The sequence below is a fragment of the Amycolatopsis sp. NPDC114505 genome (genome assembly GCF_055633615.1).
This window is the reverse complement of the sequence record NZ_JBVKDV010000002.1, coordinates 2,287,864-2,314,609: the sequence shown is the minus strand read 5'-3', so window position 1 is coordinate 2,314,609 and position 26,746 is coordinate 2,287,864. Positions and strand designations below refer to the sequence as shown.

26 protein-coding genes are annotated in these 26,746 nt (G+C 71.2%); 12 read left to right on the top strand and 14 right to left on the bottom strand.

Annotated features, from left to right (window positions below; all coding sequences use genetic code 11):
• Window positions 1-97: 97 nt before the first annotated feature.
• Window positions 98-1,228: a nitric oxide synthase oxygenase gene (locus tag ACZ7OU_RS28775; protein WP_470238972.1), complete on the bottom strand. Its 1,131-nt coding sequence runs from the start codon at window positions 1,226-1,228 to the stop codon at window positions 98-100.
• 438 nt (window positions 1,229-1,666) lie between these two features.
• Between ACZ7OU_RS28775 and ACZ7OU_RS28770 the strand changes: the two genes are divergently transcribed.
• Both ACZ7OU_RS28770 and ACZ7OU_RS28765 read left to right on the top strand, forming a co-directional pair.
• A complete protein-coding gene (locus ACZ7OU_RS28770; protein WP_470257529.1) occupies window positions 1,667-2,671 on the top strand; it encodes a CobW family GTP-binding protein in 1,005 nt (334 codons plus the stop codon).
• A gap of 70 nt (window positions 2,672-2,741) precedes the next feature.
• Entirely contained in the window at window positions 2,742-3,023 is a 282-nt protein-coding gene (locus tag ACZ7OU_RS28765; RefSeq protein WP_470257528.1) for a hypothetical protein, read from the top strand.
• Window positions 3,024-3,028: 5 nt separating this feature from the next.
• On the opposite strand, the gene ACZ7OU_RS28760 is transcribed toward ACZ7OU_RS28765, so the two are convergent.
• The 3 genes from ACZ7OU_RS28760 to ACZ7OU_RS28750 are packed head-to-tail and all read right to left on the bottom strand — an operon-like array spanning window position 3,029 to window position 5,575.
• Complete coding sequence (locus ACZ7OU_RS28760; RefSeq protein ID WP_470257527.1) at window positions 3,029-3,484, bottom strand: GNAT family N-acetyltransferase; 456 nt, start codon at window positions 3,482-3,484, stop codon at window positions 3,029-3,031.
• A 10-nt stretch (window positions 3,485-3,494) separates the two neighbouring features.
• Window positions 3,495-4,499 carry a non-homologous end-joining DNA ligase gene (gene ligD / locus ACZ7OU_RS28755; protein WP_470257526.1) on the bottom strand — a complete coding sequence of 335 codons (1,005 nt, stop codon included), beginning with the start codon at window positions 4,497-4,499 and terminating at the stop codon, window positions 3,495-3,497.
• Entirely contained in the window at window positions 4,496-5,575 is a 1,080-nt protein-coding gene (locus tag ACZ7OU_RS28750) for an ATP-dependent DNA ligase (RefSeq protein ID WP_470257525.1), read from the bottom strand. The genes ligD and ACZ7OU_RS28750 overlap by 4 nt, the downstream gene beginning before the upstream one ends.
• A gap of 53 nt (window positions 5,576-5,628) precedes the next feature.
• Between ACZ7OU_RS28750 and ACZ7OU_RS28745 the strand changes: the two genes are divergently transcribed.
• Window positions 5,629-6,135: a DinB family protein gene (locus ACZ7OU_RS28745; protein WP_470257524.1), complete on the top strand. Its 507-nt coding sequence runs from the start codon at window positions 5,629-5,631 to the stop codon at window positions 6,133-6,135.
• A complete protein-coding gene (locus tag ACZ7OU_RS28740) occupies window positions 6,135-7,058 on the top strand; it encodes a squalene cyclase (RefSeq protein WP_470257523.1) in 924 nt (307 codons plus the stop codon). Before ACZ7OU_RS28745 ends, ACZ7OU_RS28740 begins: the two co-directional genes overlap by 1 nt.
• Here ACZ7OU_RS28740 and ACZ7OU_RS28735 read toward each other — a convergent pair.
• Window positions 7,055-8,215, bottom strand: a complete 1,161-nt coding sequence (locus ACZ7OU_RS28735) for a DUF1015 family protein (RefSeq protein WP_470257522.1) — start codon at window positions 8,213-8,215, stop codon at window positions 7,055-7,057. The two genes, ACZ7OU_RS28740 and ACZ7OU_RS28735, sit on opposite strands and share 4 nt — an antisense overlap.
• Before the next feature lie 125 nt (window positions 8,216-8,340).
• Here ACZ7OU_RS28735 and ACZ7OU_RS28730 point away from each other — a divergent pair, with 125 nt between their 5' ends.
• Window positions 8,341-9,855, top strand: a complete 1,515-nt coding sequence (locus ACZ7OU_RS28730; protein ID WP_470257521.1) for an MDR family MFS transporter — start codon at window positions 8,341-8,343, stop codon at window positions 9,853-9,855.
• On the opposite strand, the gene ACZ7OU_RS28725 is transcribed toward ACZ7OU_RS28730, so the two are convergent.
• Both ACZ7OU_RS28725 and ACZ7OU_RS28720 read right to left on the bottom strand, forming a co-directional pair.
• Window positions 9,852-10,742: a TIGR03854 family LLM class F420-dependent oxidoreductase gene (locus ACZ7OU_RS28725; RefSeq protein WP_470257520.1), complete on the bottom strand. Its 891-nt coding sequence runs from the start codon at window positions 10,740-10,742 to the stop codon at window positions 9,852-9,854. The genes ACZ7OU_RS28730 and ACZ7OU_RS28725 overlap by 4 nt on opposite strands.
• Window positions 10,743-10,751: 9 nt before the next feature.
• Window positions 10,752-11,189, bottom strand: a complete 438-nt coding sequence (locus tag ACZ7OU_RS28720; RefSeq protein ID WP_470257519.1) for a MarR family winged helix-turn-helix transcriptional regulator — start codon at window positions 11,187-11,189, stop codon at window positions 10,752-10,754.
• A 64-nt stretch (window positions 11,190-11,253) separates the two neighbouring features.
• Here ACZ7OU_RS28720 and ACZ7OU_RS28715 point away from each other — a divergent pair, with 64 nt between their 5' ends.
• Together ACZ7OU_RS28715 and ACZ7OU_RS28710 are read left to right on the top strand one after the other, a co-directional pair.
• Entirely contained in the window at window positions 11,254-11,646 is a 393-nt protein-coding gene (locus ACZ7OU_RS28715) for a DUF5313 domain-containing protein (protein ID WP_470236960.1), read from the top strand.
• 16 nt (window positions 11,647-11,662) lie between these two features.
• On the top strand, window positions 11,663-12,598 hold the full coding sequence (locus ACZ7OU_RS28710) for an RluA family pseudouridine synthase (protein ID WP_470257518.1): 936 nt from the start codon (window positions 11,663-11,665) through the stop codon (window positions 12,596-12,598).
• Window positions 12,599-12,620: 22 nt separating this feature from the next.
• On the opposite strand, the gene ACZ7OU_RS28705 is transcribed toward ACZ7OU_RS28710, so the two are convergent.
• Window positions 12,621-13,199: a hypothetical protein gene (locus ACZ7OU_RS28705; protein ID WP_470257667.1), complete on the bottom strand. Its 579-nt coding sequence runs from the start codon at window positions 13,197-13,199 to the stop codon at window positions 12,621-12,623.
• Window positions 13,200-13,438: 239 nt separating this feature from the next.
• Between ACZ7OU_RS28705 and ACZ7OU_RS28700 the strand changes: the two genes are divergently transcribed.
• Both ACZ7OU_RS28700 and ACZ7OU_RS28695 read left to right on the top strand, forming a co-directional pair.
• A complete protein-coding gene (locus tag ACZ7OU_RS28700) occupies window positions 13,439-14,014 on the top strand; it encodes a dihydrofolate reductase family protein (protein WP_470236962.1) in 576 nt (191 codons plus the stop codon).
• 34 nt (window positions 14,015-14,048) lie between these two features.
• Window positions 14,049-14,675, top strand: a complete 627-nt coding sequence (locus ACZ7OU_RS28695) for an alpha-ketoglutarate-dependent dioxygenase AlkB (RefSeq protein ID WP_470257517.1) — start codon at window positions 14,049-14,051, stop codon at window positions 14,673-14,675.
• 257 nt (window positions 14,676-14,932) lie between these two features.
• Here the strand turns inward: ACZ7OU_RS28695 and ACZ7OU_RS28690 are convergent, their stop codons facing one another.
• Entirely contained in the window at window positions 14,933-16,210 is a 1,278-nt protein-coding gene (locus ACZ7OU_RS28690) for a cytochrome P450 (RefSeq protein ID WP_470236964.1), read from the bottom strand.
• Window positions 16,211-16,263: 53 nt separating this feature from the next.
• Window positions 16,264-17,925, bottom strand: coding sequence for a peptide-N4-asparagine amidase (locus ACZ7OU_RS28685; RefSeq protein WP_470257516.1), 1,662 nt, complete (start codon window positions 17,923-17,925; stop codon window positions 16,264-16,266).
• A 131-nt stretch (window positions 17,926-18,056) separates the two neighbouring features.
• Here ACZ7OU_RS28685 and ACZ7OU_RS28680 point away from each other — a divergent pair, with 131 nt between their 5' ends.
• Window positions 18,057-19,052, top strand: coding sequence for a LacI family DNA-binding transcriptional regulator (locus ACZ7OU_RS28680; protein WP_470236966.1), 996 nt, complete (start codon window positions 18,057-18,059; stop codon window positions 19,050-19,052).
• Between the two features lie 9 nt (window positions 19,053-19,061).
• Here ACZ7OU_RS28680 and ACZ7OU_RS28675 read toward each other — a convergent pair whose 3' ends face one another.
• A complete protein-coding gene (locus ACZ7OU_RS28675; RefSeq protein WP_470257515.1) occupies window positions 19,062-19,679 on the bottom strand; it encodes a hypothetical protein in 618 nt (205 codons plus the stop codon).
• Between the two features lie 193 nt (window positions 19,680-19,872).
• Here ACZ7OU_RS28675 and ACZ7OU_RS28670 point away from each other — a divergent pair, with 193 nt between their 5' ends.
• The gene (locus ACZ7OU_RS28670; RefSeq protein ID WP_470257514.1) at window positions 19,873-21,078 is read left to right on the top strand and encodes an MFS transporter; all 1,206 of its coding nucleotides are present in this window, start codon (window positions 19,873-19,875) and stop codon (window positions 21,076-21,078) included.
• Between the two features lie 2 nt (window positions 21,079-21,080).
• On the top strand, window positions 21,081-21,479 hold the full coding sequence (locus ACZ7OU_RS28665) for a DUF4279 domain-containing protein (protein ID WP_470257513.1): 399 nt from the start codon (window positions 21,081-21,083) through the stop codon (window positions 21,477-21,479).
• A gap of 86 nt (window positions 21,480-21,565) precedes the next feature.
• Here the strand turns inward: ACZ7OU_RS28665 and ACZ7OU_RS28660 are convergent, their stop codons facing one another.
• The 3 genes from ACZ7OU_RS28660 to ACZ7OU_RS28650 are packed head-to-tail and all read right to left on the bottom strand — an operon-like array spanning window position 21,566 to window position 26,738.
• The gene (locus ACZ7OU_RS28660; protein WP_470257512.1) at window positions 21,566-22,456 is read right to left on the bottom strand and encodes an ROK family protein; all 891 of its coding nucleotides are present in this window, start codon (window positions 22,454-22,456) and stop codon (window positions 21,566-21,568) included.
• Window positions 22,453-25,311, bottom strand: coding sequence for a glycoside hydrolase family 2 protein (locus ACZ7OU_RS28655; RefSeq protein WP_470257511.1), 2,859 nt, complete (start codon window positions 25,309-25,311; stop codon window positions 22,453-22,455). The genes ACZ7OU_RS28660 and ACZ7OU_RS28655 overlap by 4 nt, the downstream gene beginning before the upstream one ends.
• Complete coding sequence (locus tag ACZ7OU_RS28650; protein ID WP_470257510.1) at window positions 25,308-26,738, bottom strand: APC family permease; 1,431 nt, start codon at window positions 26,736-26,738, stop codon at window positions 25,308-25,310. Before ACZ7OU_RS28650 ends, ACZ7OU_RS28655 begins: the two co-directional genes overlap by 4 nt.
• Between the last annotated feature and the right edge of the window lie 8 nt (window positions 26,739-26,746).

The following is a 26,746-nucleotide window of genomic DNA, read 5'->3' as shown; positions in this document are numbered from 1 at the left end:
CGGCCTTGCCGCGCGGTCGTGCGGCGCGGGCCGGTCACGATCCGCCATACGGGCGCTGCCAGGTTGCTCTCCGTGGCATCCGGGGCTCCGCCGTGACTCAGTCCGGTGAGAGGAACGCCGGCCGCTCCTCGGGGTCGGGCGGGTCGTAGTAGCGGTGGAAGACCGGGGTCTGGCCGCCGGACAAGGGCGGGACGATCCAGCTCCAGTCGGCCGGGCACCGGCGGCCGGACCGCTCCTCGCGCGCGAGGTGGTTCAGGAACCGGCGCGACTCGGTGTGGTGGTCGGCCATCGTCACGCCGGCCGCGTCGAACGAGTGCTGCACCGCGAGGGTCAGTTCGACCAGCGCGCGGTCGCGCCACAGCGTCCGCTCCGACGCGGTGTCCAGGCCCATCAGCTCGGCGATGACCGGCAGCAGGTCGTAGCGCTGCTCGTCGGCCAGGTTCCGGGCGCCGATCTCGGAACCGACGTACCAGCCGTTGAACGGCGCGGCGGGGTAGGTGACGCCGCCGATCTCCAGGGGCATGTTGCTGATCGCCGGCACGGCGTGCCAGCGCAGCCCGAGCCCGGCGAACCAGCGGTGGTCGGGGTGGGTCAGCGGGACCTCCAGGACGGCGTCCGCGGGCAGCGTGAACAGCCGCGGATCGCCGGGGTCCGCCTCGACCAGCAGCGGGAGGACGTCGAAGGAGCCTCTTCGCTCCGGTGGCCGCCACCCCAGTCTTCGCACCTGCTCGGTGAACTCCGCGTAGCGCGGGTCGCCGAGCACCGAACCGTCTTCGAGGCGGTAGCCCGCGTACCGGATCAGCTGCTCGTTGTGGATGCGCGGCCCGGGCGCGGCGGGCGCGTCCGGGGCGAACACCGTGATCGTCGGCCGGATCCGGCCGCCCCGGGTGGCCTGGCGGAGGTGGGCGACGCACTCACCGGCGATCGCGGCGGGGTCGGTGACCCGGCGCCGGTCGCGGATCCGCAGGCTGTGCCAGTACAACCGGCCGATGCAGCGGGCGGAGTTGCGCCACGCGACGCGCGCGCCGTAGGCCAGTTCGGCCGCGGTGTGCCGGTAGGTGCCCGTTTCGGCGATTTCCGCGCGGACCTCCGCCAGCCGGGTCTCGAAGCGGTCGCCTTCTTCGGCGGCGCCTTCGGCGAACATCCGGTCCAGGAATTCTTCCGCTTCCGCGGAATTCACGCTCTGCTCTTCCGAGACACGCTGGTAGATCGGCAGCGTGGGCGTCACCCGCTCGGGTGTAACCGTCACGACGTGACCCCACTCTCCGAAATCGTGATCTGCATCCCGACGGAAAGGTTCACCGTTCCTCCGATGGTCGCCGGCAACGGGCCTGGCCGGAAGTCACTGCGGCAGCAGCACCTCCGGCCAGGCCGGGGAGAGTACCCCACGTTCCTGCCGGCGCAATCCACCGGACGTGAACGACGTCTCCCCCATCCCCGCAATTCCGTCTCCACCTGGGAAAACACCACGAAAATAGCTGCTACCAAGCGTTATCCGGACATGTCGGTGCGCATTTTCCGTCAATCGATCACTGTGGACGGTGAAAACGGTGTGATTGTTTTCCCGCGGGCCACCTGCGTCTTTTCGAGCGTATTCGGCGAACGGCCTAGTCCGGCCACACTCCCCCGTGTATCGACGCGCCCGCGCGCGACGTAGAGTCGTTTCGTGCGCAAGATCCCCGTGGTCCTCGTCGCCGGGTTCCTCGGCGCGGGCAAGACGACGCTGCTCAACCACCTGCTCGCCAACCGCGAGGGCGCCCGGGTCGGCGTCGTGGTCAACGACTTCGGCAGCGTGAACGTCGACGCGCTCGCCGTCGCCGGCCAGGTCGACACGATGGTCTCGCTCGGCAACGGCTGCCTGTGCTGCGCGGTCGACACGAGCGGCCTCGACGCGATGCTCGGGCGGCTCTCGAGCGCCGAGGCCGGGATCGACGTCATCGTCGTCGAGGCCAGCGGCATCGCCGAGCCGCGCGACCTGATCCGGCTGATGATCGCCAGCGAGAACCCGGACATCCGCTACGGCGGGCTCGCGGAGGTCGTGGACGCCGCCGAATTCGAAGCCGCGCGCGAGCGGCACCCCGAACTGGCCGACCACCTGCGCCTGGCCGACCTGGTGGTGCTGAACAAGGCCGACCGGGTGCCGGCCGAGGCGCTGGCCAAGGTCACCGCGACGGTCGAGGAGCTCGCGCCGGGCCGTCCGCTGCTGGTCACCGCGCACGGGCGCGTCGACCCGAGGCTGTTCTTCGACCCCGAGCCCCGCGGCGAACGCGCCGGCCAGCTGTCCTTCGACGACCTGCGCGAGGACGACCACGACCACTCGCAACACCTGCACGCGCGCTACGAGACGGTCACCTTCACCGCCGAAACCCCGCTCGCGCCGAAGGCGTTCGTCGACTTCCTCGAGCGGCGGCCGGCCGGGCTCTACCGGATGAAGGGCCAGGCGGACTTCGCCGCGGACGCGCGCTTCCAGCTCCACACGGTCGGCGGGTTCGTGCAGCTGGAGCGGTCGGCGTGGCCGTCCGGCGCACCGCGGCGCACGGAGCTGGTGCTGATCGGCGCGGGTCTCGACACCGACGCGGTGCTGGCGGACCTGCGCGCCTGCGTGGCACCCGACCCGTCGGCGGTCGACGAGCGCGGGCTGATGTACATCACCCGGTACCTGCCGGCCTGACTCCGCCTCGCCACGCCGAAGATCGGCAAATGCACGCGGGCGCCGAGGGCCGCGACGGAGACTGGCGGCCATGACGACCACCGCGGTGAGCGCACCACGCTGGTACCTGGTCGGCGTGCTGCCCGAAGAAGTACCGTCGGCGCACCTGATGACCCGCTCCGGCGACCTCCGCTACCGCCGTTCCGCGTGCGGCGCGAAGGAGTCCCGCAGCTGGAAACCGGTGGACCTGACGACGTCGGAGGTGGCGCCGTGCGCGGCCTGCGTGGCGACGCTGCCCGCACCACCGGCCGGCCTCCGCCTCGCCCCCGCCGGCGACGACCTCGGCCAGCTGTCCCTGAACCTGGACCTCTGAACCGGCTACCCCAGCACCTTTTCGTAGCAGACCGACTCGGGATCGGCCTCGTGCGGCGGGAAGTTCGGCACCCGCCGGTACCCCGCCCGCTCGTACAGCCGCATCGCCGCCGGCTGGCGCACGCCCGTCTCCAGCCGCAGCCGCACTCCGCCGCCGCTGCGGGCCAGCCGCTCGGACTCCGCCACCAGCTCGCTCGAGACTCCCGTCCCGCGCGCGTCCGGGGCGACGAACATCCGCTTCAGCTCGTACACGCCCGGCCCGACCGGCTCCACCGCGCAACATCCGATCGCCCGCGAGCCCTCTCGGGCCAGCAAGTACCGGCTCGCCGGGTCCAGTGGCCGCGGGCGCGTATCCGGCGGCAGGTCGTAGACGACGACCAGCTCGGCCGTCATCGCCGTCATCAGCGCCAGCAGGAAACCGTCGTCGGCCGGGCATTCGGCGACCGTAGACACTTCGGACACCGCAGCCACCTCACGCCTTCTTCGCCCGGCTCGGCGCGACCCGGGGCGGCTCGTTCGGCATCTTCGGGTACACCGGCGGCCACGGCGCGTCCATCAACCCGTTCGCCAGGTCGCGTTCGGACATTTCCAGCAGCGGCGCGATCGACTGCGGCCGCTCCCCCGCCCCGGCCCACGGGTCGCCGCGCTCGGCGACCCGGGCCGGCACCGTGCTGAGCGTGAACGCGTCGGGCTCGACGCCGTCCAGCTCGTCCCACGCGATCGGCGTGGACACCTGCCCGCCGACCCGCGGCCGCACGCACCACGTGCCGAACACGGTCTTGTGCGGCGCGTTCTGGTTGAAGTCGACGAACACGCGCGAGCCGCGTTCTTCCTTCCACCACTGCGCGGTGATCTTCTCCGGGTGCCGCCGCTCCAGGGCCCGCGCCAGCGCGACCGCCGCGGCCCGCACCTGGAAGCTGTCCCAGCGCGGCTCGAGCATCACGTACAGGTGCAGCCCCCGCGAACCGGACGTCTTCAGGTGGCCTTCGATGCCGTGCCCGGCCAGGAACTCCCGGGTCAGCAGCGCGGCCTCGCGCAGGTCGTCGAACCCGATCCCGGGCGACGGGTCGAGGTCGACGCGCAGCTCGTCGGTCACCTCCGGCGTGTCGGCGAGGTAGGGCCAGACGTGGAAGCCGAGGCAGCCCAGGTTCACCGCCCACAGGATGTGGGCCAGGTCCTTCGCGACCAGCGCGTCGCTCGTCGTGCCGTTCGGCGTCGAGACGACGGTGGTGCTCAGCCACGGCGGCGCGCCCTTGGGGACGCGTTTCTGGAACCAGTTCTTGCCGCCGGCGCCGTCCGGGTAGCGCTCCAGCAGCAGCGGGCGCCCGCCGAGCCGGGCGAGCAGCGGACCCGAGACGGCCCGGTAGTACTCGACGAGGTCGAGCTTCGTCTGCCCCCGGTCCGGGAAGTAGACCTTGTCCGGGCTGCTGATCTTGACCTCGACGCCGTCGACGTCGAGCAGCATCGCCTCGCTCATCTCGCCTCCCCGAACAGTCTCGCGAGCTCGGCGGGCGGCGCCTCGTCGAGCTGGGCGTACGTGCACGACTCCGGGGTGCGGTCGGGCCGGAACCGGACCAGCCGCCCGCCGTGGCGGAACCGGCCGCCCTGCAGGTGCTCGTAGCGGACCTCCGCCACCCACTCGGTCCGCAGCGGCTCCCAGGTCAGCTCCTTCTGCGGCGCCCACCGGCTGTTCGCGCCCGGCCGGCGCCCCGGCTCCGGTTCGTACTCGGCCCACGACCGCCACGGGTGGTTCTCGAGCGCGTTCTCGCGCAGCGGCGCCAGCTCGTCGACCAGCTCGGCCCGCCGCGCCTTGGTGAAGCTGCTCGCCACGCCGACGTGGTGCAGCACGCCGTCGTCGTCGAACAACCCCAGGAGCAGCGAGCCGATGCCGGCGCCGTCCTTGTGCCAGCGGAACCCGGTGACGACGCAGTCGGCCGTGCGCTCGTGCTTGACCTTCAGCATGACGCGCTTGTCCTGCTCGTACGGCAGGTCGGCGGGCTTGGCCATGACGCCGTCGAAGCCCGCGCCCTCGAACCGGGTGAACCAGTCTTCGGCCTGGGCGGGGTCGTCGCTCAGCGGAGTCAGGTGGACGCGCTGGAGGCCTTCGGCGTCGGTCCGGAGGATGCTTTCGAGCTTCTCGCGCCGCTCGCGGAACGGCGCTTCGGTGAGGTCGGTGTCGCCGAGGGCGAGCAGGTCGAAGGCGATGAAGCTGGCCGGTGTCTCCTCCGCGAGCTTGCGCACGCGCGAGGCCGCCGGGTGCAGCCGCAGCTGCAGCACCTCGAAGTCGAGGCCCTGGGGCGTGACCAGCACGATCTCGCCGTCCACGACGCAGCGGGGCGGCAGCGCGGCGGCCAGCAGCTCCACCAGCTCCGGGAAGTAGCGGGTCAGCGGGCGGTCGTTGCGGGAGCCGAGCTCGATCTCGTCGCCGTCGCGGAACACGATGCAGCGGAACCCGTCCCACTTGGGCTCGTAGAGCAGCCCCGGGTCACGAGGCACCTCGTGCACGGCTTTCGCGAGCATCGGCCGCACAGGCGGCATGACGGGCAAGTCCACCGCGTGAGCTTAAATCACCGGTACGACATTTCCAGGCGTGATACACACTGTCGGTGACCACCGAACGCCCTGAACCGCCCCTGGTCGGGGGCGAGCGCGAAATGCTGCGCACGTTCCTCGACTTCCACCGCGCCACCCTCGCCATGAAGTGCGACGGACTGTCCGACGAGGACCTCCGCCGGGCGCCGAGCCCGCCGTCGACGCTGACCTTGCTCGGCCTGGTCAAGCACATGGCCGAGGTCGAGCGCACCTGGTTCCGGCGGGTGATCAACGCCGAGGACATCCCGCTGCGGTGGTCGGCCGAGGGCGACTTCCAGGCCGCCTACGACGCGAGCACCTCGACGCGCGCGGAGGCGTTCGAAGCGTGGCAGACCGAAGTGGAGCAATCCCGCAAGATCGAAGAGGCCGCCGAGTCCCTGGACGTCACGGGACACCAGGCGCGCTGGGGCGAGGACGTCTCGCTGCGGCTGGTGATGCTGCACATGATCCACGAGTACGCACGGCACAACGGCCACGCCGACTTCCTGCGCGAAGCGATCGACGGCGTCACGGGGGCCTGATGGACGTGCTCGCCTGGCTGCTCGACTCCGACCCGGCCCTGCGCTGGCAGGTGGAGCGCGATCTGGCGGGCGAGCCACCGTCCGTTTGGGACGCGACGCGGGCGCGGATCGCCACGGAGGGGTTCGGCGCGCGGTTGCTGGCGCTGCAGGACCCCGACGGCCAGTGGGCGGGCGGCGCGTTCTTCCCGGCGGGCTTCCAGGGCGGCGAAGCCCAGCCCTGGACGGCGACGACGTGGACGTTGAACTCGTTGCGCGAGTGGGGCCTCGACGCCTCGGCGCTGCGGGGAACCGCGGCCTTGCTGGCCGAGAACAGCCGGTGGGAGTACGAAAACCTGCCCTACTGGGACGGCGAAGTCGACTGCTGCATCAACGCCTGGACGCTGGCGAACGGCGTCTGGCTCGGCGCGGACGTCTCCGGGATCGCCGACTGGTTCGTCGCGCACCGGCTGCCGGACGGCGGCTGGAACTGCGAGTGGATCGAGGGGTCGACGCGCTCGTCGGTCCACTCGACACTCAACGCGCTGAAGGGCCTGCTCGCGTTCGAACGCGCGACCGGCGGCACTCCCGCTTCCCGGGAGGCCCGCCTCGCCGGTGAGGAGTACCTGCTGGAACGCGGCCTCTTCCGGCGGCTTTCGACCGGTGCGCCGATCGCGCCGTGGATGGGCGAGTTCTCGTACCCGATCCGCTGGCACTACGACGTGCTCAACGCGGCTTCGTACTTCCGGGACGCGGACCGGCCGGACCCGCGCATAGCGGAAGCGATCGAGCTGATCCGCGCAGCGCGGCAGCCGGACGGGACGTGGCTCCGGACCGAGCGGCACACCGGCCGGGTGTGGTTCGAGGTCGACGTCCCGCCGGGCGAGCCGTCGAAGTGGCTGACGCTCCTGGCGACCCGGGTCCTGACCTGGTGGGACGCGCGCTAGAGCTCCGCCAGCACCAGCCCGCTGCGCGGCTTCGGCGTGAAGTAGGTGGCCTTGCGCGGCATCCGGCGGCCGGCCGCGTGCACCGCGAGCACGTCCGAATACCGCACCGGTGCCAGCAGGACCACGGCGTCCGCGTCGGCCGGCAGCGGGCGGCCCGCGGGCAACGGCAGCACGCACGGCCCGTCGGGATCCACCCCGAGCGCCTCGGCGAACAGGACCCGCTCGACGATCTCGTGGTCGATCACCGGCGCCGCCCCCGGCAGCTCCGGGAGCGGGATCCGCAGCACCGCCGAGCCAGCGCGGACGACCACTTCGCCCGGCACGGGCACCGCGTGCTCGTCGTACCGGACGTCCAGGCCGGCCGCGCACCAGCGGGACACCAGGTCTTCCGGCCCGAGCCCGGTGCCGGTCAGAACCCGGTTGATCGCGCCGATCCGCAGCTGCGGACCCGCCGTGACCAGGGCGAGCAGCGCGCTGTGCCCGGCCGCCGTCGCGGCGGCGACCCGGTGGTTGCCGTCGGCGACCAGCAACTCGGCCGCGGCGACGGTGGCCAGCAGCCGGCTCTGCAACGGCCCCGCCGGCACCACCCACAGCTCGTGCCGCCGCCCGGCCGCGTCCGAAGTGGACAGATCGGGCAGGCCGAGGCCGGCGCAGGCCCGTTCGATCTGCTCGGTCAGCAGGTCGCCGTCGGCCGCCGGGACGAGCATCGCCGCGCTCGTCGCGCAGCCCAGCCCCGCCAGCACGGCCGCGCGTTCGGCCACGACGTCGGCGTAGACGTCCTCGGTGTGCCGGACGCGCGCGGCGCCGTCGTCGGTCACCGCCGCCGGGTCGACCAGGCACAGCAGGCCGAGCGCCACGCCGTCCGGCCCTTCGATCCGGTAGGGCGCGACGATCTCGCGCACCGGCCGGTAGAACCGCTTGCGGAGCCGTTCGAGCACGGCCCGCGCGACCGGGACCGCGGCGGTCAGGTCGAGCCCGCGCGCCAGCGCCGCGGGCGTGCGGGCCGGGTGCTGCACGGCCAGCAGGCTGTCCGCGGCGCCGGGCGCGGCCAGCGCCGCGACCACGCGCTCGGGTTCGGCGAACTCGTCGACGTCGGGGCCGGGCACCGCGTCGCGGACCACCCACCCCTGCCCGATCGGCCTGATCCAGTCGCTCATCCGACCCATCTTCCGGGATGCGCACTGTGACGGAAATTCACTGGGGTACCCGGCCCCCGGATGGAATGCTTAGGATTGCAAAGTAGTTGACCCCAGTCGTGACCGCCCCGAGGAGCAGCCCGCCGATGACGAGCACCCCCGCCACCAGCGTGAAGGGGGTCGGTTTCCGGTCGGAGCGCGGCCCGGTGCTGATCGCGGTCATGCTGAGCACCGCCCTGGTCGCCCTGGACAGCACGATCATCGCGACCGCCGTCCCGTCGGTGGTGCGCGACCTCGGCGGGTTTTCGCAGTTCCCGTGGCTGTTCTCGGTCTACCTGCTGACCCAGGCGGTCACCGTCCCGCTGTACGGCAAGTTCGCCGACGTGCTCGGCCGCCGTCCGGTGATGTTCTTCGGCATCGCGGCGTTCCTGGTGGGCTCGGTGCTGTGCGGCGCCGCGTGGAGCATGCCCGTGCTGATCGCGGCGCGCGCGGTGCAGGGCATCGGCGCGGGCGCGATCCAGCCGATGTCGATGACGATCATCGGCGACCTCTACACGGTCGAGGAGCGCGCCCGGGTGCAGGGCTACGTCGCGAGCGTCTGGGGCATCGCGTCGGTGGTCGGCCCGACGATCGGCGGCGTGTTCGCGGAGTACCTGGACTGGCGGTGGATCTTCTTCATCAACCTGCCGCTGGGCGCGATCGCGGCGCTGATGCTGGTCCGCAACTTCGCCGAGCGGGTGGAGCGCAAGCCCCACAAGGTCGACTACACGGGCGCGGCGCTGCTCACGATCGGCTGTTCGCTGGTGATCCTGGGCCTGCTCGAAGGCGGCGTGGCGTGGGCGTGGGGCTCACTGCCGAGCGTGGCGATCTTCGTCACGGGCGTGGTCCTGCTGGTGGCGTTCGTGCTGGTGGAGAAGCGGGCGGCCGAGCCGGTGCTGCCGCTGTGGGTGTTCACCCGCCGGATCCTGGTGGGCGGCAACCTGCTGGCGGTGGTGGTGGGCGCGGTCCTGATGGGGCTGACGTCGTACCTGCCGACGTACGCGCAGGGGGTGCTCGGCGCGGGCGCGCTGGTCGCGGGCTTCGCGGTGGCGGCGTTGACGGTCGGCTGGCCGATTTCGGCATCGTTGGCGGGCAAGATCTACCTGCGCATCGGCTTCCGCGACACGGCCCTGATCGGCACGGTGTTCGTGGTCGGCGGCGCGGTACTGGTGGCCCTGCTGGACGCGACGTCGTCCCTCTGGGCGGCGGCGCTGGCGGCGTTCGTCCTGGGTCTGGGCCTGGGGCTGACGTCGAGCCCGACCCTGGTGGCGATCCAGTCGGTGGTGGGCTGGGACCGCCGAGGCGTGGTGACGGCGACGAACCTGTTCAGCAGGTCCCTGGGCAGCGCGGTGGGAGCGGCGGTGTTCGGCGCGATCGCGAACGCGACGTTGGCTTCGAGGTTCGCTTCGCCGCCGGCGGAGGTGGCGGGCAAGCTGCCACCATCGGTGGACGCGACTTCGCTGGTGCTGGGCGACCATTCCGCGTCGCCGGTGGCGACGTTCGTCCGGGGGGCTTTGGCGGAGGCTACGCATTACGTGTTCGTCGGGTTGCTGGTGGTGGCGGCGGTTTCCGTGGTTGCGCTGCTGCTGATGCCGCGGAAGGCGGAGCAGCTGGAGTTCTAGCGGCCGTAGTTCTGCAGCGGCACCAGCTCGGCCTGGAACTTCTCCAGGAACCCGTCGAAATCCCCGTGCCCGGGCCGGATCACGAACTTCGACAGCCCCGCCTCGATGTACTCCTCCACCAGCCGCCGGGCTTCGGGCCAGCTCGTCGCCACCAGCTCCGAAACCGGCACCCCCGGACTACGCCGAGCCGCCACCGCGGCCAGCTCCGCAGGCACCCCACGATCCGCCACCACCAGGCTCAGCCCGAAGTGGTCCTCCTCGATCTCCCGCCCCGCCTCCGCGGCAGCGGCCTGGATCGCGACAACAGCCGCCCGCGCCTGCGACGGCGTATGGAAACTCCCGAGCCACCCATCGGCCAGCCGTCCCGTGCGACGCAACGCGGCCGGAGCCGACCCACCCAGCCAGACGTCCAGGCGCTTCGCCGGCCGCGGCCCCAGCGAAACATCGGAAACTTCGAAGAACGAACCCGAGAACGACACCGAGTCCTCCTCGAGCAGTCTCCGCAAAAGCACCAGCGACTCGTCGAACACCGCCGCCCGACGACCCGCCGGCACCGGGAACAGGTCATGCTCCGTCGCACGCGCAGGGCGCAATCCGAACACCGGCAGCACCCGTTTCGGCGCCAGCCCCGCCAGCGTCAGCAGCTGCTTCGCCACCAGCACCGGATGCCGCCCCGGCAGGATCGCGACGCCCGTGCCGACCTTGAGCTTCGACGTCCGGGCCAGCGCGTGCGCCATGCCGATCATCGGGTCGACCTCGGGCGAGTACACCAGCTCGGACAGCCACAGCGAGTCGACGCCGGCGCTCTCGAGCCGTTCCGCCAGCCCGGCGAACTCCGCCGGTCCGGTCCCCGCCGCCGGGGCGACGCCCAGCCTGATCTTCAGCACACTGCCCCCTCAGGCCGTCGCCGCGATGACCCGGGACAGCACGCCGTGCAGCGCCTCCAGCTCGGAGACCTCCATCCCCAGCGCCTCCACCACGCGGTACGGGATCTTCTCCGCCTCGGCCCGCAACGCGCGCCCGGACTCCGTCAGCTCGACGATCAGCTGGCGTTCGTCCGCCCGGCTCCGGCTGCGCGTGACGTACCCCAGCGCCTCCAGCCGCTTGAGCAGCGGCGACAGCGTCGCCGGCTCGTGCCGCAGCGACGTGCCCAGGTCCTTCACCGACCGCGGCGAGCGCTCCCACAGCGCGAGCATCACCAGGTACTGCGGATGGGTCAGGCCGTACGGCTCCAGCAGCGGCCGGTAGATCGCGATCACGCTGCGCGAAGCCACCGACAGCGCGAAACACACCTGCCGGTCGAGCTTCAGGGGGTCCTCACCCAGGTCGATCATGGCGCGATCCTAACGTGGCCCACGAGACAATTAGTACACTAACTATTAGTGTACACTGGAACCCATGGAACGACCTGGTGCACTCCGCTGGCTCGGTTACGCCATCGGCGTCAAACTTCCGGACCGCTACAAGGACTGGGCCCTGCACGACGCGACGTCGAAGCACTGGCGAGCCCGGTACGTGTCCCAGCGGTCGGTCGGCATCGTGCCCCTCTGCGCGGTGTGGCTGCTGCTGCCCGGCTCGATCTGGCTGCGCCTCTCGCTGGTCCTCATGGCCGCGCTCGTCGCGTACTTCTACTCCTGCGCCTACATGGAGGAGAGCATCGAGCACCGGCTCGGCCGGCAGGGCTTCCCGCACCACACCGGCCGCCACGTCCGGGCCGCGGCGGCCGAGGCGAAGAACGCCGAGGCGACGGCCCGCTACATCGCGCGCTACCGGACGCCGTCGGAGGGTTAGCTACAGTCGGGGGACGATGAGACGCAAGCTCCGGCCCCCGATCCCGCCCCGCCACGGGCTGGAGCCCGCCCGGCTGAAACTGCCCGACGGCGAGTGGCCGACCCTGCTGGCGCACCTCGTCGACCGCCTGCCGCGCGTGACGCCGGACCGGATCGAGCAGATGCTGCGCGAGGAGCGCATCCACGGCACCGACGGCCCGCTCGGCGTCGACGAGCCGTACGCGCCCGGCTCGTTCATCTGGTTCCACCGCGACCTGCCGGACGAGGTGCCGGTGCCGTTCGACATCCGCGTCGTGCATCGCGACGAGCACCTGCTGGTCGTCGACAAGCCGCACTTCCTGGCGACCATCCCGCGCGGGCAGCACATCCTCGAGACGGCGCTCGTGCGGTTGCGCCGCGACCTCGACCTGCCGCACCTCTCCCCCGCGCACCGCCTCGACCGCGTCACCGCCGGGCTGGTGATGTTCGTGATCACGCCGGAGCTGCGCGGGAAGTACCAGACGCTCTTCCGCGACCGGAAGGTCCACAAGGAGTACGAGGCGATCGCGCCGTACGACCCGGCGCTGGAGCTGCCGCGGACCGTGCGCAGCCGGATCGTCAAGGAACGCGGCGTGCTGGCGGCACAGGAGGTGCCGGGCGAACCGAACGCCGAGACCTACGTCGAGCTGGCCGGGCACCGCGACGGACTCGGCCACTACCGGCTGGTGCCCTCGACCGGGCGGACTCACCAGCTGCGCGTGCACCTGAGCGGCCTCGGCGTCCCGATCCTCGGCGACGACTTCTACCCCGAACTGCGGGACAAACCCCTCGGGGACTTCACGAAACCCCTCCAGCTGCTGGCCAAGGTCCTCGCCTTCGACGACCCGCTCACCGGGACGCACCGCCGGTTCACCAGCGGGCTGCGGCTGGCCGCCCGCGACGGCCTCGACGCGTGGGCGGCGTCCCCGGCCTGACCCCGGGGACGCCGCGTCCGCGTCACCGGTGCCAGAACTTGATCCCGCTCCAGGTGACCGTGATCGGCCCCGCGCCGCTGGCGGTGCGGTAGCTGCCGAACTTGTCGTAGTAGCTGCCGCTCGGGCTCGAGATCGTCTGCTTCAGCGAGCCGTTGATGTACACCTTGTGCGAGCTGCCGACCTGGTTGATCGTGTTGACCCGCACCGACGTCCCGACGGTCGCGCCGCTGCCCAGCGTCGCCCCGCCTTCGACGGCGTACATCCGGCCGCCCTTCTCGACGGCCAGCAGGAAGTACGGGCCGGCGCTCGATCCGTCCCGGAACGTCTGCTTGAGACTGATCCGGGAGCCGGTCATGCTGGTGATCTTGAAGGAGCCCTCGAACTGGTGGGTGCCACCGGAGTAGGTGGCGTAGCGGCGTTCCGCCCGCTGTTCACCGCTGCCCGTCGAGCAGGTCAGCTTGAAGGTGAGGCCGGAGACGGCGCCGCACCCTTTTTCCTGTGTGTTGAAGCTCGGCGAGTCCGAAATCCAGGACCCGCCACCGACCTGGGCGTCCGCGTTCGGGACCAGGACCGCGAGTCCCGTCACGACCGCCGCGAGCACGCCCGCGCCGCGAAGTCTGCGCACCGTCGACCTCCTGTGTCACTCGAGGCGGCGGTGCCCGGACACAGGTTCAGACCTTTGTCCGGCGTGGGTGTGACTGTACGAGCCGGGGCGGCCGCGGACAAGACCCACTTCGGCGCCGGGAAGTGCGTCGGAAGTTTTCCGCGCGGCGTTGTCGAATCCGGCCGCCGCCGTTCGACACACTGGTGAACGCACCCAAGATCGACCTAGGAGCACCCATGCGCACCCTGATCTCCACCTCGTTCGTCTCGCTCGACGGCGTCGTCGAAGGGCCCGGCGGAGAGCCGGGCTACCGCAACTCGGGCTGGACCTTCAAGGACATCGAGTTCGACCCGGCCGCCTACGCCATGAAGGGCACCGAGCAGGAGGAAGCGACGGCGCTGCTGCTGGGCCGGGTCAGCTACGAGGCGTTCGCGCCGGTGTGGCCGGGCATGACGGTCGAGTTCGCGGCCTACAACGCGATGCCGAAGTACGTCGTGTCGACCACGCTCCAGGAGTCCGACCTGGTGACGAACTGGGGCGAGACGACGATCCTCCGCTCGCTGGACGACGTCGCGGCGCTGAAGGAGACCGAAGGCGGGCCGATCATCGTCAACGGCAGCGCCGCGCTGAACCGCGCGCTCGCCGACGCCGGCCTGGTCGACCGCTACCACCTGCTGGTGTTCCCGGTGCTGCTCGGCGCGGGGAAGCGGCTGTTCAGCGAGACCGACAAGGACAAGCAGGCCCTGAAGCTCGTCGAGAGCGAGTCCTACGGCAACGGGATCCAGAAGCTCGTCTACGCCGTGATTCACTAGAACAGGTGTTCGATCTTGGTGTAGGCTGGGGACCATGAACGCGGGTCTCCAGTCTTCCCTGTTCGGCACCGAGGGCGCGATCGCGCTGCGCCCGCTCGCGCCCGAGCGGACCGACCTCGGCTCGGGCGCGTGGGTGGACGTCCAGCCGGGCTGGCTCGAAGGCGCCGACGAGCTGTTCGCTGCGCTGGTCGAGGGCGTGCCGTGGCAGGCGGAGAAGCGGAAGATGTACGACCGCGTCGTCGCCGTGCCGCGGCTGCTGAGCTATTACCGCGAGAGCGCACCGCTCCCCCACCCGGCTCTGGTGGCAGCGCGGGACGCGCTGAGCAAGCACTACCTGCGGGAGCTGCGCGAGCCGTTCCGCACGGCGGGCCTGTGCTACTACCGCGACGGCCGCGACAGCGTGGCCTGGCACGGCGACCGCATCGGCCGCGGTGCCCGCGAGGACACGATGATCGCGATCCTCTCGGTCGGCGCGGCCCGCAACCTGGCGCTGCGACCTCGCGGCGGCGGCGGGAAGACGCTGGGGCGGCCGTTGGGGCACGGCGATTTGCTGGTGATGGGCGGGAGTTGCCAGCGGACTTGGGAGCACTCGGTTCCGAAGACCGCGAAGCCTGTCGGGCCGCGGATCAGCATTCAGTTTCGGCCCCGTGGGGTGAACTGAGGTAGTTCGCCCGCCGGGGGCCGGGGCGGGCGGGCAGGGTCTCGCCGGCGAACCGGCGCTCTCGGTCCACTTAGGACCACCCCCGCCCCCGCGGGATGGCCGGGTGCACAGCCTCGCCGGACCGCCCCGAGTGCTCCCGAAGAGGACATTGTCAGCCTCGCCGCCGCGCTGCGGGGGTGAGTTCGGGAAGGCCCAGTTCACCACATGCACCGCCGGCAGCGAGCTGTTCGTGAACCCGCTGGTGGGTGTCTACAACGTCAGTCCACCAGGACGGGCAGCTCGTCCAGTCCGTACACAATGGACACCTTGCGGAACGAAAGCTCCTCCGCCGGCACCGCGAGCCGCAGGTTCGGGAAGCGGCGGACCAGGGCCGGGTACGCCGTGCGCAGCTCCATGCGGGCCAGCTCCGCGCCGATGCAGCGGTGGATTCCGTAGCTGAACGCCAAGTGTGACGTCGGCTCGCGGGTGGCGTCGAACTTCTCCATGTCCGCGCCCAGCTTCGCGTCGCGGTCGGCCGCCGACAGCGACACCAGCACGATGTCGCCCTCGGAGATCCGCTCGCCGCCGATCTCCATGTCCTCCTTGGCGAACCGGGGGAACGCCATCTGCACCACCGTCAGGTAGCGCAGCAGCTCCTCGACGAACTTGTGCACGGACTGCTCGTCGCCGCGGACCGCGTCGAACGCCTTCTCGTCGCGCAGCAGCACCAGTGCGCCGAGGGCGAGCATGCTGGCCGTCGTCTCCAGGCCGCCGGTCAGGACGCCGTCGGCGAGGCCGGCCAGCTCGCGGTCCGAGATCTCGTCGCCGTGTTCCTTGATCAGCATGCCGAGCAGGCCGTCGCCGGGCTCTTCCCGCTGCTTCTTCACGATGTCGAGCAGGTACGTCAGCGACTCCGACATCGCGCCGAGCGATGCGCTCGCGCCCCCGAAGAGGTCGAAGCGCGCGGTGCCCAGCCGCTGGAAGTCCTCGCGGTCCTCGTAGGACACGCCGAGCAGCTCGCAGATCGTCAGCGACGGGATCGGCAGCGCGAACGCCCGCCACAGGTCGACCGGGCCCTCGGTCTTGGCCATCGCGTCGAGCTGCTCGGTGACGATCTCGTCGATGCGCGGGGTCAGCCGGTTGAGCCGGCGCATGGTGAACTCCGGCGTGAGCAGCTTGCGCAGCCGCGTGTGCACCGGCGGGTCCGCGAACCCGAGCCCGCCCGGGTTCTGGTCCTCGGTGACCCCGGCGCTGCCCACCAGGTTGGTGAAGTCCGTGGAGAACTCCGTCACCTTGCCCAGCACGGCCTTCGCCTCGTCGTAGCCCGTGACCAGCCAGGCGTTCATCCCGAACGGCAGGTCGAGCTTGCTGATCGGCGCCTCGGCCCGGATCGCGCCGATCTCGGCGACCGGGTCGAGCCCGTCACGCCGGAGCGGCCGCAGGGCCGCCTCGGGCAGGAAGGACGACATCTTTTCGAGGTCGAAGCCCTTTTTCGACTGCCGCGCGAGATACCGACGCCCGACCCAGCCCAGGACCCGTGAGCGGAGACTCCCCATGGAAACGACACTACCGCACTAGCCCGATCGGGTGAGGTACCGCGAGAGCTGTTTCACCTCCTGGGCGGGAGCTCCCGGTTCTCGGTGATCAGCCCGTGCTCGCTCGCGACGTAGTGGAAGTACGGCCGGCCGGCGTCGTCGGAGCCGGCGAACGACGTGCGCGAACGCCCGTCGGCCTCGGTGTTGACGCCGTTCGTGCGGGCCAGCACACCCGAGGAGCTCAGCCACTCGCTCGACGCGCGGACCGGGCGCCACCCCCGCCCGTCGCCGGTGAGGTCGGCGAGGGTCTGCGTCATCTCGGCCGAGCCGGAGATCCGCAGGTTCTGGTCGTCGGTGATGGCCGCGGTCGCGTCGGTGGTCAGCGGGTAGGACCAGGTGTGCCGCGCCGCCGAGCGCACCCGGCCGTCCACAGTGGACGTCGACGTCTGCTGTCCCGAGTCGCCCTGCACGACGTGCTGGGTGAAGCCGCCGCCGGTGACGTCGTCGCTGTTGCGGTAGTCGCGGGTGCGCTCGACGCGGGAGTACACGCGGCCCGCGGAGGTGTCGACGTAGCCCGCGGTGACGTCGTGGCGCTTCGCCGTCACCGTCACGTTCACGCCGTCCTTGATGTCCTTGACCGTTTCGTGCCGCACCGGCGCCGCCGCGACGTCGTGCTGGGTCAGGGCGCCGGACGTCCGCGCGGCGTTTTTGTCGGTGTAGAGCAGTAGCGTCGGGACGACGGTGAACTCACCGCCGATGTCCGGGAAGGAGAAGGAGAGATCGTGCGCACCGCCGTCCACGAGCCGGCCCGCGAACGGCGTGATGTCGTAGGTCTCGGCCTGCAGGCTGAAGGTGTCGATCGCGACGATCGGCCGCCACAGCTGCGGCACGATCCCGCCGGAGTAGATGTGCGGGAAGGTGAACGCGCTGCCGGCGGGCGTCCCGTCGAGCGCGAAGTTCGCTTCGCGGTAGGGGCCCTTGCCGCAGAGCCCGGCCGCCGGGTACTTCGCCGACACCGCGTCCGGGACGTCGTCGAACCACTGCTCGTCGCACGCGTGGCCTTCGAGGGTGACCTCGAGGTAGGCGCGGGTGATGTTGCGCGGCAGGTCCTTCGCGCTGAAGTGCACCGTCGGCGCCGCGGGCGTCGCGTCGACGTGCCCGAACCCGGCGACGTGGTCGGAGGTCTCGGGCGCGGGGTGCCGCCGGTCGGCCTGGTAGTAGGTGAGCGTCACGGTCTGGGCGTACACACCGGTGTAGATCGGCGAGTTGTAGTTCTCGATGCCGCCGTGGAAGGGCTGCGGCGTGCGCAGCAACGCGCTGTAGGGCGTGAGGTCCTTGTCGAAGTGGTACGTGATCGCCCGGTTGCCCTCGCCGCTGGGCTCCTCGGTCGTGCCCCACCAGACTTCGGTGGTGCCGATCCGCAGGTCGCCGATCCGGTCGTACTGCCGGCCGCTGACGGTCACGGTCTGGTCCAGCACGACCTTCGCCCACGGGCCGGGGCAGGCCTTGGGCGGCGCGAGCGTGCCCTCGTAGAACTGCGGGGTGCCGTCGGCGGTGTTGGAGCGGAAGGCGTCGGCGAGCGTGACGCTGCAGTGCGCGGTGTCCGGCCGGGTGACGGCCGGCGCGGCCGGCACCGGGTCGTCGGTGTCGTGCTCCAGGACGGGATCGGCCGCGGCGACCGCCCCGGAGAGCACCCACGCCAGCACCAGCGACAGGACGATCGTGAAGATCCGCACCCGGACTCCTCCCAGTGGCACGCACACCGCCCGCGAAGCCTAGTGCCGCGATCATCCGACGAAGGGCGGGAATCAGCGTCTGAAACGTTTCAGATCGTGATAGGCTCACGCTTTCTCTGCGAGGGGGTGCTTTGGTCGGCATCAAGGACGTCGCCAAGCGGGCCGGTGTCTCGATCGGCACGGTGTCCAATGTGGTCAACCGGCCGCACGTGGTCGCGGTGGCGACCCGGAACCGCGTGCTGTCGGTGATCGAAGAGCTCGGCTACGTCCGCGACGAGTCGGCGCGGCAGCTGCGCGCCGGCCGCAGCCGGATCATGGGGCTGCTCGTGCTCGACCTCGGCAACCCGTTCTTCGTCGACGTCGCCCGCGGCGCCGAGCAGGCCGCGCACGCCGAGGGCCTCAACATCATCACCTGCAACAGCGGCCAGCGGTCCGACCTCGAAGCGTCCTACCTGGCGATGTTCGCCGAACAGCGGGTCCGCGGCGTGCTGCTGAGCCCGGTCGGGACCTCCGGCGAGGCCCTGCGCGCGTTCCGCCGCAGCGGCACGCCGTACGTGTTCGTCGACCGCAAAGCGCCGACGACCGAGGCGAGCTCGGTCGCGGTGGACGACATCGCGGGCGGCGCCCTCGCGGCGCGCCACCTCCTGGAGACCGGCCACCGGCGCATCGCGTTCGTCAACGGCCCCGCGATCCTCGCCCAGTGCCGCGACCGCGAACAGGGCGTCCGCACGGCGCTGGAGAACTCCGGAGTGGAGCTGACGGTCCTGGAGGCGATCGGCCTCGACGTCTCCAGCGGCCGCGACGCGGGTGCCCGCCTGCTCGGCACGAGCCCCCGCCCGACGGCGGTGTTCTGCGCCAACGACCTGCTCGCGCTGGGAGTGCTGCAGGCCATGGTCGGCGCCGGCGTCCGCATCCCGGAGGAGATGGCGATCGTCGGCTACGACGACATCGAGTTCGCGGGCGCGGCGGCGGTCCCGCTGACGTCGGTCCGCCAGCCCGCCCAGCGCCTCGGCCGCACGGCGGCGGAGCTCCTGCTGAACGAGACGGCGGACACGACGGTGGAGCACCAGGCCGTGGTGTTCACGCCGGAGCTGGTCGTGCGCGAGTCGACCCGGGTGCGTCGCTGAACCCGCGGCTCACGTCGTGGCGAACAGCCGGTAGTTCAAGACCAGGTACCCGGTGTGGTCGCTGGACGTCTTCACGTCGTTGCAGCTGACCCAGCCCACCTGGCCTTCGGAGGTCCGCACGCAGAACTGGCTCCCGGCCGACAGCACGACCTGGCCGCCCGGGGCCGGCTTGTCGTTGGCCACGGCTTTGGGACAGGCGACGCTCGCTGTGTTCTCGCCGCCGTTGTAGTAGTACATCGCCGAGCGGCTGACCAGGAGCCCCGGATCGGCGAAGTACAGGTCGAAGTCCCCGTTCGGGCCGCTGGTCTCCACGGCCCGGGCATCCGTCGCGTCGATGTCGACCCCGGTGCCGGATTCGAGCCGCACCTGGGCGGACACGTCGCTCGCCTGCGCCGCGCCGGTGGACGCGGGCGGCGGCGCGGTCCCGGGCTTCGTGGCCGTGACGGTGACCGTCCGCGGCGGGGCGCTGGCCACGCCCTGGTCGTTGCCGACCTTGTAGGCCGCGAAGAGGCCCCCGATCAACGCGGCGATGACCGTGGCCATGGCGGTGATCAGCGTGCCACGACGGTTGATGCGCGCTGCCTGGACGGTCGGATCGACGTGCTCGCGTTCAGTTCGCCTGCGCAACTTCTCCCCTTCGGATCCGGACCGGCCGCGCCCGGCGACCGGGGAACTACCGGGGTGAGTCTCGAATTCGCGGCCCGCCGTTACGGCACCGCGACTCGGCCCGGGTGCGTCGCGGAGCGTGATCGACGCCTCCGGAAAATAGTTTGGCTTGCTTACGACTTTTCGGCACACTGCCGATCATGGGGCGGCACGCGTGACGAACAGGTGGGTGCGGCTGCAGGCCGTCGCGGTGTCCGGTTCGTCCGCCGAAGGGCTGATGCTCGCGGCACTTCCGCTGCTCGCCGTGTCGATCACCACCGACCCGCGGGAGATCTCGCTCGTCGGCATCGCCGGGCAGGCGCCGTGGCTGCTGCTGTCCCTCTTCGCCGGGGTGCTCATCGACCGCGTGCGGCGGACCGCCGTGCTCGCCTGGGCCTACGCCGTGCAGGTCGGGGCCGCGCTCGTGCTCGCCGCCGTCGCGTCGGCCGGGCTGCTCAGCCTGCCCGTGCTGCTCGTCGTCGCCTTCGTCGTCACCACCGCGCAGGTGCTCGGGGACGGCGCCAGCGGAGCGCTCGTGCCCGAGCTCGTCGAGCCGGACCGGCTCGCCCACGCCAACGCGCGCCTCACCGTGATCGACCGGGGTGTCGTGCAGTTCGTCGTGCCGCCGCTGACCGGGTTCCTGATCGCCGTCAGTGCCGGCGCTCCCGCGTGGCTGGCCGCCGGCTGCGCGCTGGCCGCGCTCCTCATGGCGCGGCGCATCCCGTCCGAGTCGCGGACCATGGCGCGGACCCATCCGCTGCGGGACCTCTCGGCCGGGCTCACGCACCTGGTCCGGACGCCGCTGCTACGGTCGATCACGATCAACGTCGCGCTCGGCTCGTTCGCCGCCAGCGCCGGCAACTCGATGATGGTGCTCTACGCGACGCAGGTGCTGCACGTCGGTTCGGTCGGCTACGGCTTGCTGCTCGCCTGCCTGGCGGTCGGCTGGGTGGCGTCGTCGTTCTTCGTGCAGAAGATCGTCGACCGGTTCGGGTACTCGTGGTCGATGCGGGGCGCGCAGAGCCTCGGCGCGGTGGCGCCGCTGCTGCTGGCCGTGCTGCCGCCGTGGCCGCCGCTGATCGGCGCGGTGCTGGTCTTCCTGACCTCGACGGTGCTGGTCTGGAACGTCTGCTCGCAGTCCAGCCGCCAGCGCTTCACCCCGGCGCCGCTGCTCGGCCGGGTGCTGACCAGCCACCGCGCGCTGGCCTGGGGCCTGACGCCGCTGGGCGCGCTGACCGGCGGCCTGGTCGCGGCGCACTGGAGCCTGCGGGGTGTGTGGGTGGTGGTGGCCGCGATCCAGGCGGTCAGCGCGGTGCTGGTGTGGTTCCAGCTCTCCCCCGAAGCGTTCCGCCGCACCGAACTCGCCACGGCCGGCGCTTAGCCGTGCGCACCGCGGCGACCTACCGGATCTTCGGCGGACCCGGGCTGACGGCCGCCGAGGTCACCCGGCGGCTCGGCGTCCGCCCGACGACCGCGGCCGAAGCCGGGACGCCGGTGAGCCGGCGATCGAGCGCGGTCCGCGCGGAATCGCTGTGGCGCCTCTCGACGTCCACCGCGGACGCCGAGCCGGCCGCGCACCTCAGGCAGGTGCTGGACGTCCTCGAGCCGCGCCGGGCCGAGCTGTGGGCGCTGGCCGAGGCCGGCTACCGGGCCGGCTGGTTCTGCCTGGTCGCGTCCCACGCCACCGAGCACGCGGTCGAGCTGGACCGCGGGCTGCTCGCGCGGATCCTCTCGCTGCCCGGCGAGCTGCTGCTCGACGTCTGCGGCGACGACACGGGGTGAAGACGCGGGGTGAAGACGCGGGGTGAAGACGCGGAGTGAAACCGGGTGGCGCACCGGGTCGGGGCACCGGCACGCCACCCGGAGGACTATCCGCCCAGTGCCAGCGCCACCGCGCCCAGCAGCGCCGCGTCCTGGTCGAACCGGGCCGACACCAGCTCCGGCGGGAACGGCACCGCGTGCGCCAGCCGGTCCGCCAGCGCCGGCAGCAGGACGTCGGCCGACCGGACCAGCCCGCCGCCGACGGCGATGCGTTGCGGGTCCAGCATGATCGCCAGGTTGGCCACGTGCATCGACAGCTCGTCGAGCGCCGCCGTCACCAGTTCCTTGGCCTCGACGTTCTCCTTGGCCAGTGCGAACAGCTCGCCCGCGGTGACCGGGCGGCCGAGCAGATCACTCGCCCGGCCGCCCAGCCCACGCCCACCGACGGCTTCCTCGAGCGGCGCCGCTCCGCTTGCGAAACCCTCGGTGTCCTGCGGCGAGAGCAGGTTGTACCCGATCTCGCCCGCAGCTCCGTTGGCGCCGGTCAGCAACCGCCCGCCGACCAGCACCGCCGCCGCGATGCCCGTGCCCAACGACAGGAACACCGCCGGGTCGGCCCCGGCCAGCGCGCCCCAGCGCCACTCCGCCAGCGCCGCCGCCTTCGCGTCGGTCCCCACCGAAATCGGCACGCCGGGGAACTCGGCGGCCACCAGCTCCGCCAGGTGCAGCTCCTCCCAGCCCGGCACGTTCGGTGCCAGCAGGATCCGGTCCGGCAGCACGATCCCCGGGCTGACGACACCGATCGCGGCCGGCGTCACGCCCGCGTCGGCCAAGAGCGCCTTGGCCCCGGCGAGCGCCCGCACCACCACCTGATCGGCCCCCGCCTGCGCGTCGGTGTCCAGCCGGCACGTGGCCAGCAGGTTCCCGTCGCGGTCGGCGAGCCCCAGCGCCACCTTCGTGCCGCCGAAGTCGATGCCGAGAATCCGTTCCTCTGTCACTCCCGAGTCCCCTCGATCCGCGGCGCGACGGCCGCTTCCCCGTGGTGGCCGTACCCGCCGGCCGCCCGCACCACGATCCGGCCGGTGTTGAAGCCGTCGACGCTGATCACCGGCACCGCGCCCCGCAGGTCGGACGCCTTGTAGGTGACGGTCAGCGTCTGCGACTGGCCCGGCCACAGCGTGATGTCGTTGTCGTCCCAGGTCGCGTTCGCGAGCTGGTTGTCGCCCGGTCCCTCGTGCCCGTCCGGCGTGCCGCGGCGGACGTCGGCCCGCAGGAAGAACGCCGCCCCCGGCGTCTTCGACGTGTTGGTCACGGTCACCGTGGAGACGAGGTCGCCGCCGTTCGCGCGCGTCGACGCCACCGCGCCGACCTGCGACTTCGGCAGGTTCTGCAGGGCCTGCAGGTTGCTGTACTGCGACAGCGTCGCCTGCGGGTTGCCCAGCGTCTTGCCCCAGTCGACGAGGTCCTTCTGCGTCGAGAGCCAGTAGACGTTCCGGTCGACGACCTTCCCGCCCTGCTTGACCTGCAGCTCGACGAAGTAGACCTGCGCAGGCGCCGGCGCCTTCGTCTCGGCGGGCACCTTCGGCTTGAGGACACCGGTCTTCACCCCCTGCGAGCCCAGCGAGAGCCCGGACGCCGTCTGGTCGTCGAGGACCTTGCCCGCGGTGTCGAGGACGCGCGCCTGCACCGAAAGCCCGGACTGCGTCGAAGCGCCGAGGTTGTCCAGGGTCACGGAACCGTTGTCGTAGCCGTAGATCGCGTGCAGCGGCTTGTTCGCCTTCTTGGCGCCGAAGAACGCGCCCGCCTGGTCGCCGTCGTCGTTGTAGAGCGACCACAGCAGCGTCGGCCAGCCCTTGTTCAGTTGCCAGTAGACGACGCCGGTCGACGGGTTCGCCTGGTCCGTCGAGTGGTGCAGGAACGCCTCGAACTGCGAGCGGGTGTTCTCGTAGTTCGCGATGTTCGCGAGGTCCACATAGGACTTCAGCGAGTTCCACTTCCCGTACCGCTGGGTGATGGACTGGTCCAGCGTGTACAGCGTGCCGAACGCGTAGCCGCCGTGGTCGGGCTCGAAGTTGGCGTGGTACTGGTTGTAGGCCGGGTCCTGCCAGAGCTTCGCCTGTTCGGCCGGCGAGAGGAACCGCTTGATCGAGTCGAGCGTCGGCACGGTGTGCCCGGCGCTCTGCTCGCTCGCGAAGCCCCAGGAGCCACCGGCGTTGGTCCGCGACGAGTCCTCGGCGTCGAAGTGCGAGGTGTCGTACCAGTAGGACGGCGGGACCCAGTCGTACGGGCCCTCCTTCTCCCCCGAGTTGCCCAGCGTCGGCGTGCTCTTGTACTCCGCCGAGGCGATCACCGGAACCTGGAAGTCGGCTTCCTTGAACGCCTTCAGCGTCTCGGACTCCTGGCGCGGCACCGGCTCGTTGTCGCTCCAGCCGTAGTTGAAGACGCTCGGGTGGTTCCGCTCCATCTGCGCGATCGTGTAGGCCGAGTCGTGCATGATCCGGTAGTCGCGCTCGGTCAGCGTCGAGGCGTCCTCGGGCTGCCAGGCGTCACAGCACAGGAACCCGCCGATGACGAGCAGCCCGGCGCGGTCGGCCTGGTCGTAGAAGTCCTGCGGCATGTCGTGGCCCTCGAGCCGGACGCCGGAGAGGCCCATGTTCTTGATCAGCGCGATCTGGTGCGCAGTGTCGGCGGAGTCGTAGCGCAGGAACAGGTCCGGCGCGAAGCCGCCGCCGCGGAACACGAAGTCCTTGCCGTTGATCGTGAACTGGCGCGCGCCCTCGGGCAGCGGCACGGACTTCCCGACCAGGCGCGAGGTCACCGTGCGGATGCCGAAGGTGCTCTTGGACGACGTCGACAGCACGCCGTCCTGCGAGACCGCGGTGCTCAGCGTGTACAGCGGCTGGTCGCCCATCGAGTACGGCCACCAGACCTGCGGCTTGCTGATCTTGATCGGCGCGAAGGTCACGGTCCGCTTGGTGTTCGCCGGGATCGTGACGCGTTGCTTGACCACAATCGGCGTGCCCGAGGGCGAGGTGACGGTCGCGGCGACGTCGCCGGTCTGCGCGGCCGGCGCGTCGTTGGTGACGTCGACCTTCACGGTCAGCTTCGAGCTGGACAGGTCGGCGGCGTTGTCCTGCACGACGTGCGCGTTGTCGCCGGTCAGCGCGTCGCTCACCTGCAGCGTCGGCGGGAACTGGATGCCGGTGTTGTTGTCCGGCGGGATCTGGCCCCAGTCGACCTGGTCGAGCGTGTACATCTTCAGCGGGTCGTTCGGGTAGACCTTGATCGCCAGGGCGTTCTTGCCCGGCTTGACGAGCTTCGAGACGTCGAACGTGTGCCCGGCGAACGCACCGCTGACGATGTCCTTCGTGGCGACGAGCTTGCCGTTCACCCACACGTCGCCCTCGCCGTCGATGCCCGGGATGGTCAGCTTCGCGTGCTGGCCCGCCTTGATGTCCGGGGTGAAGTCAGTGCGGTACCACCACGGGTCGGAGAACGGCTTCGTGACGACCGGGCCGACCTTGTCGACGTACCCGAAGCACTTGCGCATGTTGTCGGAGTAGAAGACGTCGGGGCACTTGCCGTTCTGCACCAGGGCGTTGATCTCGGTGCCGGGCGCGCCCGCGTCGTCCGGCTTCACCGGCAGCCAGCCGCGGGTGGCGTACCCGGGCGTCGAGACCTTGTCGCCGCCGTCCTTGACGTTCGCGGTGGTGAGCACCTGCCAGCCCTGCGCACCGATCGTGCTGAGGCCGTGCGGCCGGGCGGTTTCCGGTTGCGCCGACGCCGGCGGGGCGACACTCAGCACCCCCGGCACCAGGAGCAGCGCGGCCAGCGCCGCGAGCTTCTTCGTCATGCCTGAGCCCCTTCGGTCTCGGTGGAGGCGAAGGCCTCCTTGATCTCCTTGGGTCCGAACGGCCAGGTGTTCTCGGCCTTGGCGTAGACCAGGTACGCGATCGCGCCGACGGCGATCCAGCCCAGTGACAGCCCGATCGAGAGCCAGGTCGCGGAGACGTAGATGTAGACCCAGCCGACCAGCGCGACGATCGTCGGCACCGGGTAGAGCCACTGCCGGTACGGCCGCTTCAGGTTCGGCTGGCGGCGGCGCAGTGTCACGATCGCGGCGACCTGCGCCAGCGACTGGATGATCACCAGGGTCGCGACGGCGGCGTTGATGACGTCGGTCAGCGTGAACAGCGAGCCGATGATGGTGATCGCGCCCATGGTGAGCACGCCGGCGGTCGGCAGGTTCAGCTTCGGGTGCAGCTTGCCGAACATCGACAGGAAGACCTTGTCCCGCGCGGCTTCGAAGGGGACGCGCGAGCCGCCGAGCAGCCCGGCGAACACCGAGCCGATGGCCGCGACGACGATCAAGACCGTGACGACCTTCGCCGTCGCGGTGCCCCACGCCTGCTCGAGGACGGTCGAGGCGACGGAGGTGGCGGTCTTCAGCTCCTCCAGCGGGACCGAGCCGAGCACGCCGACCTGCAGCAGGAAGTAGAGGCTCATGATGCCGACGATCGAGAAGAGGATCGACCGCGGGATCGTCCGGCCCGGCTTCTGCACCTCACCGCCGAGGTAGGCCGTCGTGTTGTAGCCGAGGTAGTCGTAGATCGCGATGATCAGGCCGGCGCCGAGGCCGCCCCAGAACGTGCCTTCGCCGGCGGAGCTGAACGCGCCCGGGGTGAAGGCGAACGCCTGCGCGCCGCTGAAGTGCGAGAACGCCGCGACGATCGTGGTGAGCACCGCGACCAGCATGACCACGAACAGCACCGTCGTCAGCTTGCCGATCTGGCCGATCTTGCGGAACAGCGCGGCCACGATGACGAGCGTGATGCCGACGCCGATGATCTTGCCGAGCGGCGTCGTGCCCGCGTCGTCGGTGACGCCGGGGATCAGGTAGCCGAGGTACTGGACGAGGCCGATGATGCCGGTGGACATGATCAGCGGGATGAACAGCACCGCGCTCCAGACGAACAGGAACGGCATCAGCCGTCCCGTGCGGTACTGGAACGCTTCGCGCAGGTACAGGTAGGTGCCGCCGGCGCCCGGCATCGCGGCGCCGAGTTCGGCCCAGATGAGCCCGTCGGCCAGCGCGACGATCGCCCCGATGATCCAGCCGAACATCGCCTGCGGGCCGCCCATCGTGGCGACCATGGCGGGAATCGTGACGAACGGGCCGATACCGCACATCTGGGTCATGTTGATCGCGGTGGCCTGCACCGGGCCGATCTTGCGCTCAAGGGCGGGTTGCGGCTCCCCTGGGCGAGTGGGTGAACTCACGACGTGCC

Excerpts from the sequence above, each read along its gene's own strand:
- ACZ7OU_RS28695 (WP_470257517.1), top strand. The coding sequence starts at position 14,049 with ATGAACGCGGGTCTCCAGTCTTCCCTGTTCGGCACCGAGGGCGCGATC.
- ACZ7OU_RS28655 (WP_470257511.1), bottom strand. The coding sequence starts at position 25,311 with ATGACGAAGAAGCTCGCGGCGCTGGCCGCGCTGCTCCTGGTGCCGGGG.
- ACZ7OU_RS28730 (WP_470257521.1), top strand. The coding sequence starts at position 8,341 with ATGACGAGCACCCCCGCCACCAGCGTGAAGGGGGTCGGTTTCCGGTCG.
- ACZ7OU_RS28740 (WP_470257523.1), top strand. The coding sequence starts at position 6,135 with ATGGACGTGCTCGCCTGGCTGCTCGACTCCGACCCGGCCCTGCGCTGG.
- ACZ7OU_RS28735 (WP_470257522.1), bottom strand. The coding sequence starts at position 8,215 with ATGAGCGACTGGATCAGGCCGATCGGGCAGGGGTGGGTGGTCCGCGAC.
- ACZ7OU_RS28765 (WP_470257528.1), top strand. The coding sequence starts at position 2,742 with ATGACGACCACCGCGGTGAGCGCACCACGCTGGTACCTGGTCGGCGTG.
- ACZ7OU_RS28720 (WP_470257519.1), bottom strand. The coding sequence starts at position 11,189 with ATGATCGACCTGGGTGAGGACCCCCTGAAGCTCGACCGGCAGGTGTGT.
- ACZ7OU_RS28715 (WP_470236960.1), top strand. The coding sequence starts at position 11,254 with ATGGAACGACCTGGTGCACTCCGCTGGCTCGGTTACGCCATCGGCGTC.
- ACZ7OU_RS28710 (WP_470257518.1), top strand. The coding sequence starts at position 11,663 with ATGAGACGCAAGCTCCGGCCCCCGATCCCGCCCCGCCACGGGCTGGAG.
- ACZ7OU_RS28690 (WP_470236964.1), bottom strand. The coding sequence starts at position 16,210 with ATGGGGAGTCTCCGCTCACGGGTCCTGGGCTGGGTCGGGCGTCGGTAT.
- ligD (WP_470257526.1), bottom strand. The coding sequence starts at position 4,499 with ATGAGCGAGGCGATGCTGCTCGACGTCGACGGCGTCGAGGTCAAGATC.
- ACZ7OU_RS28700 (WP_470236962.1), top strand. The coding sequence starts at position 13,439 with ATGCGCACCCTGATCTCCACCTCGTTCGTCTCGCTCGACGGCGTCGTC.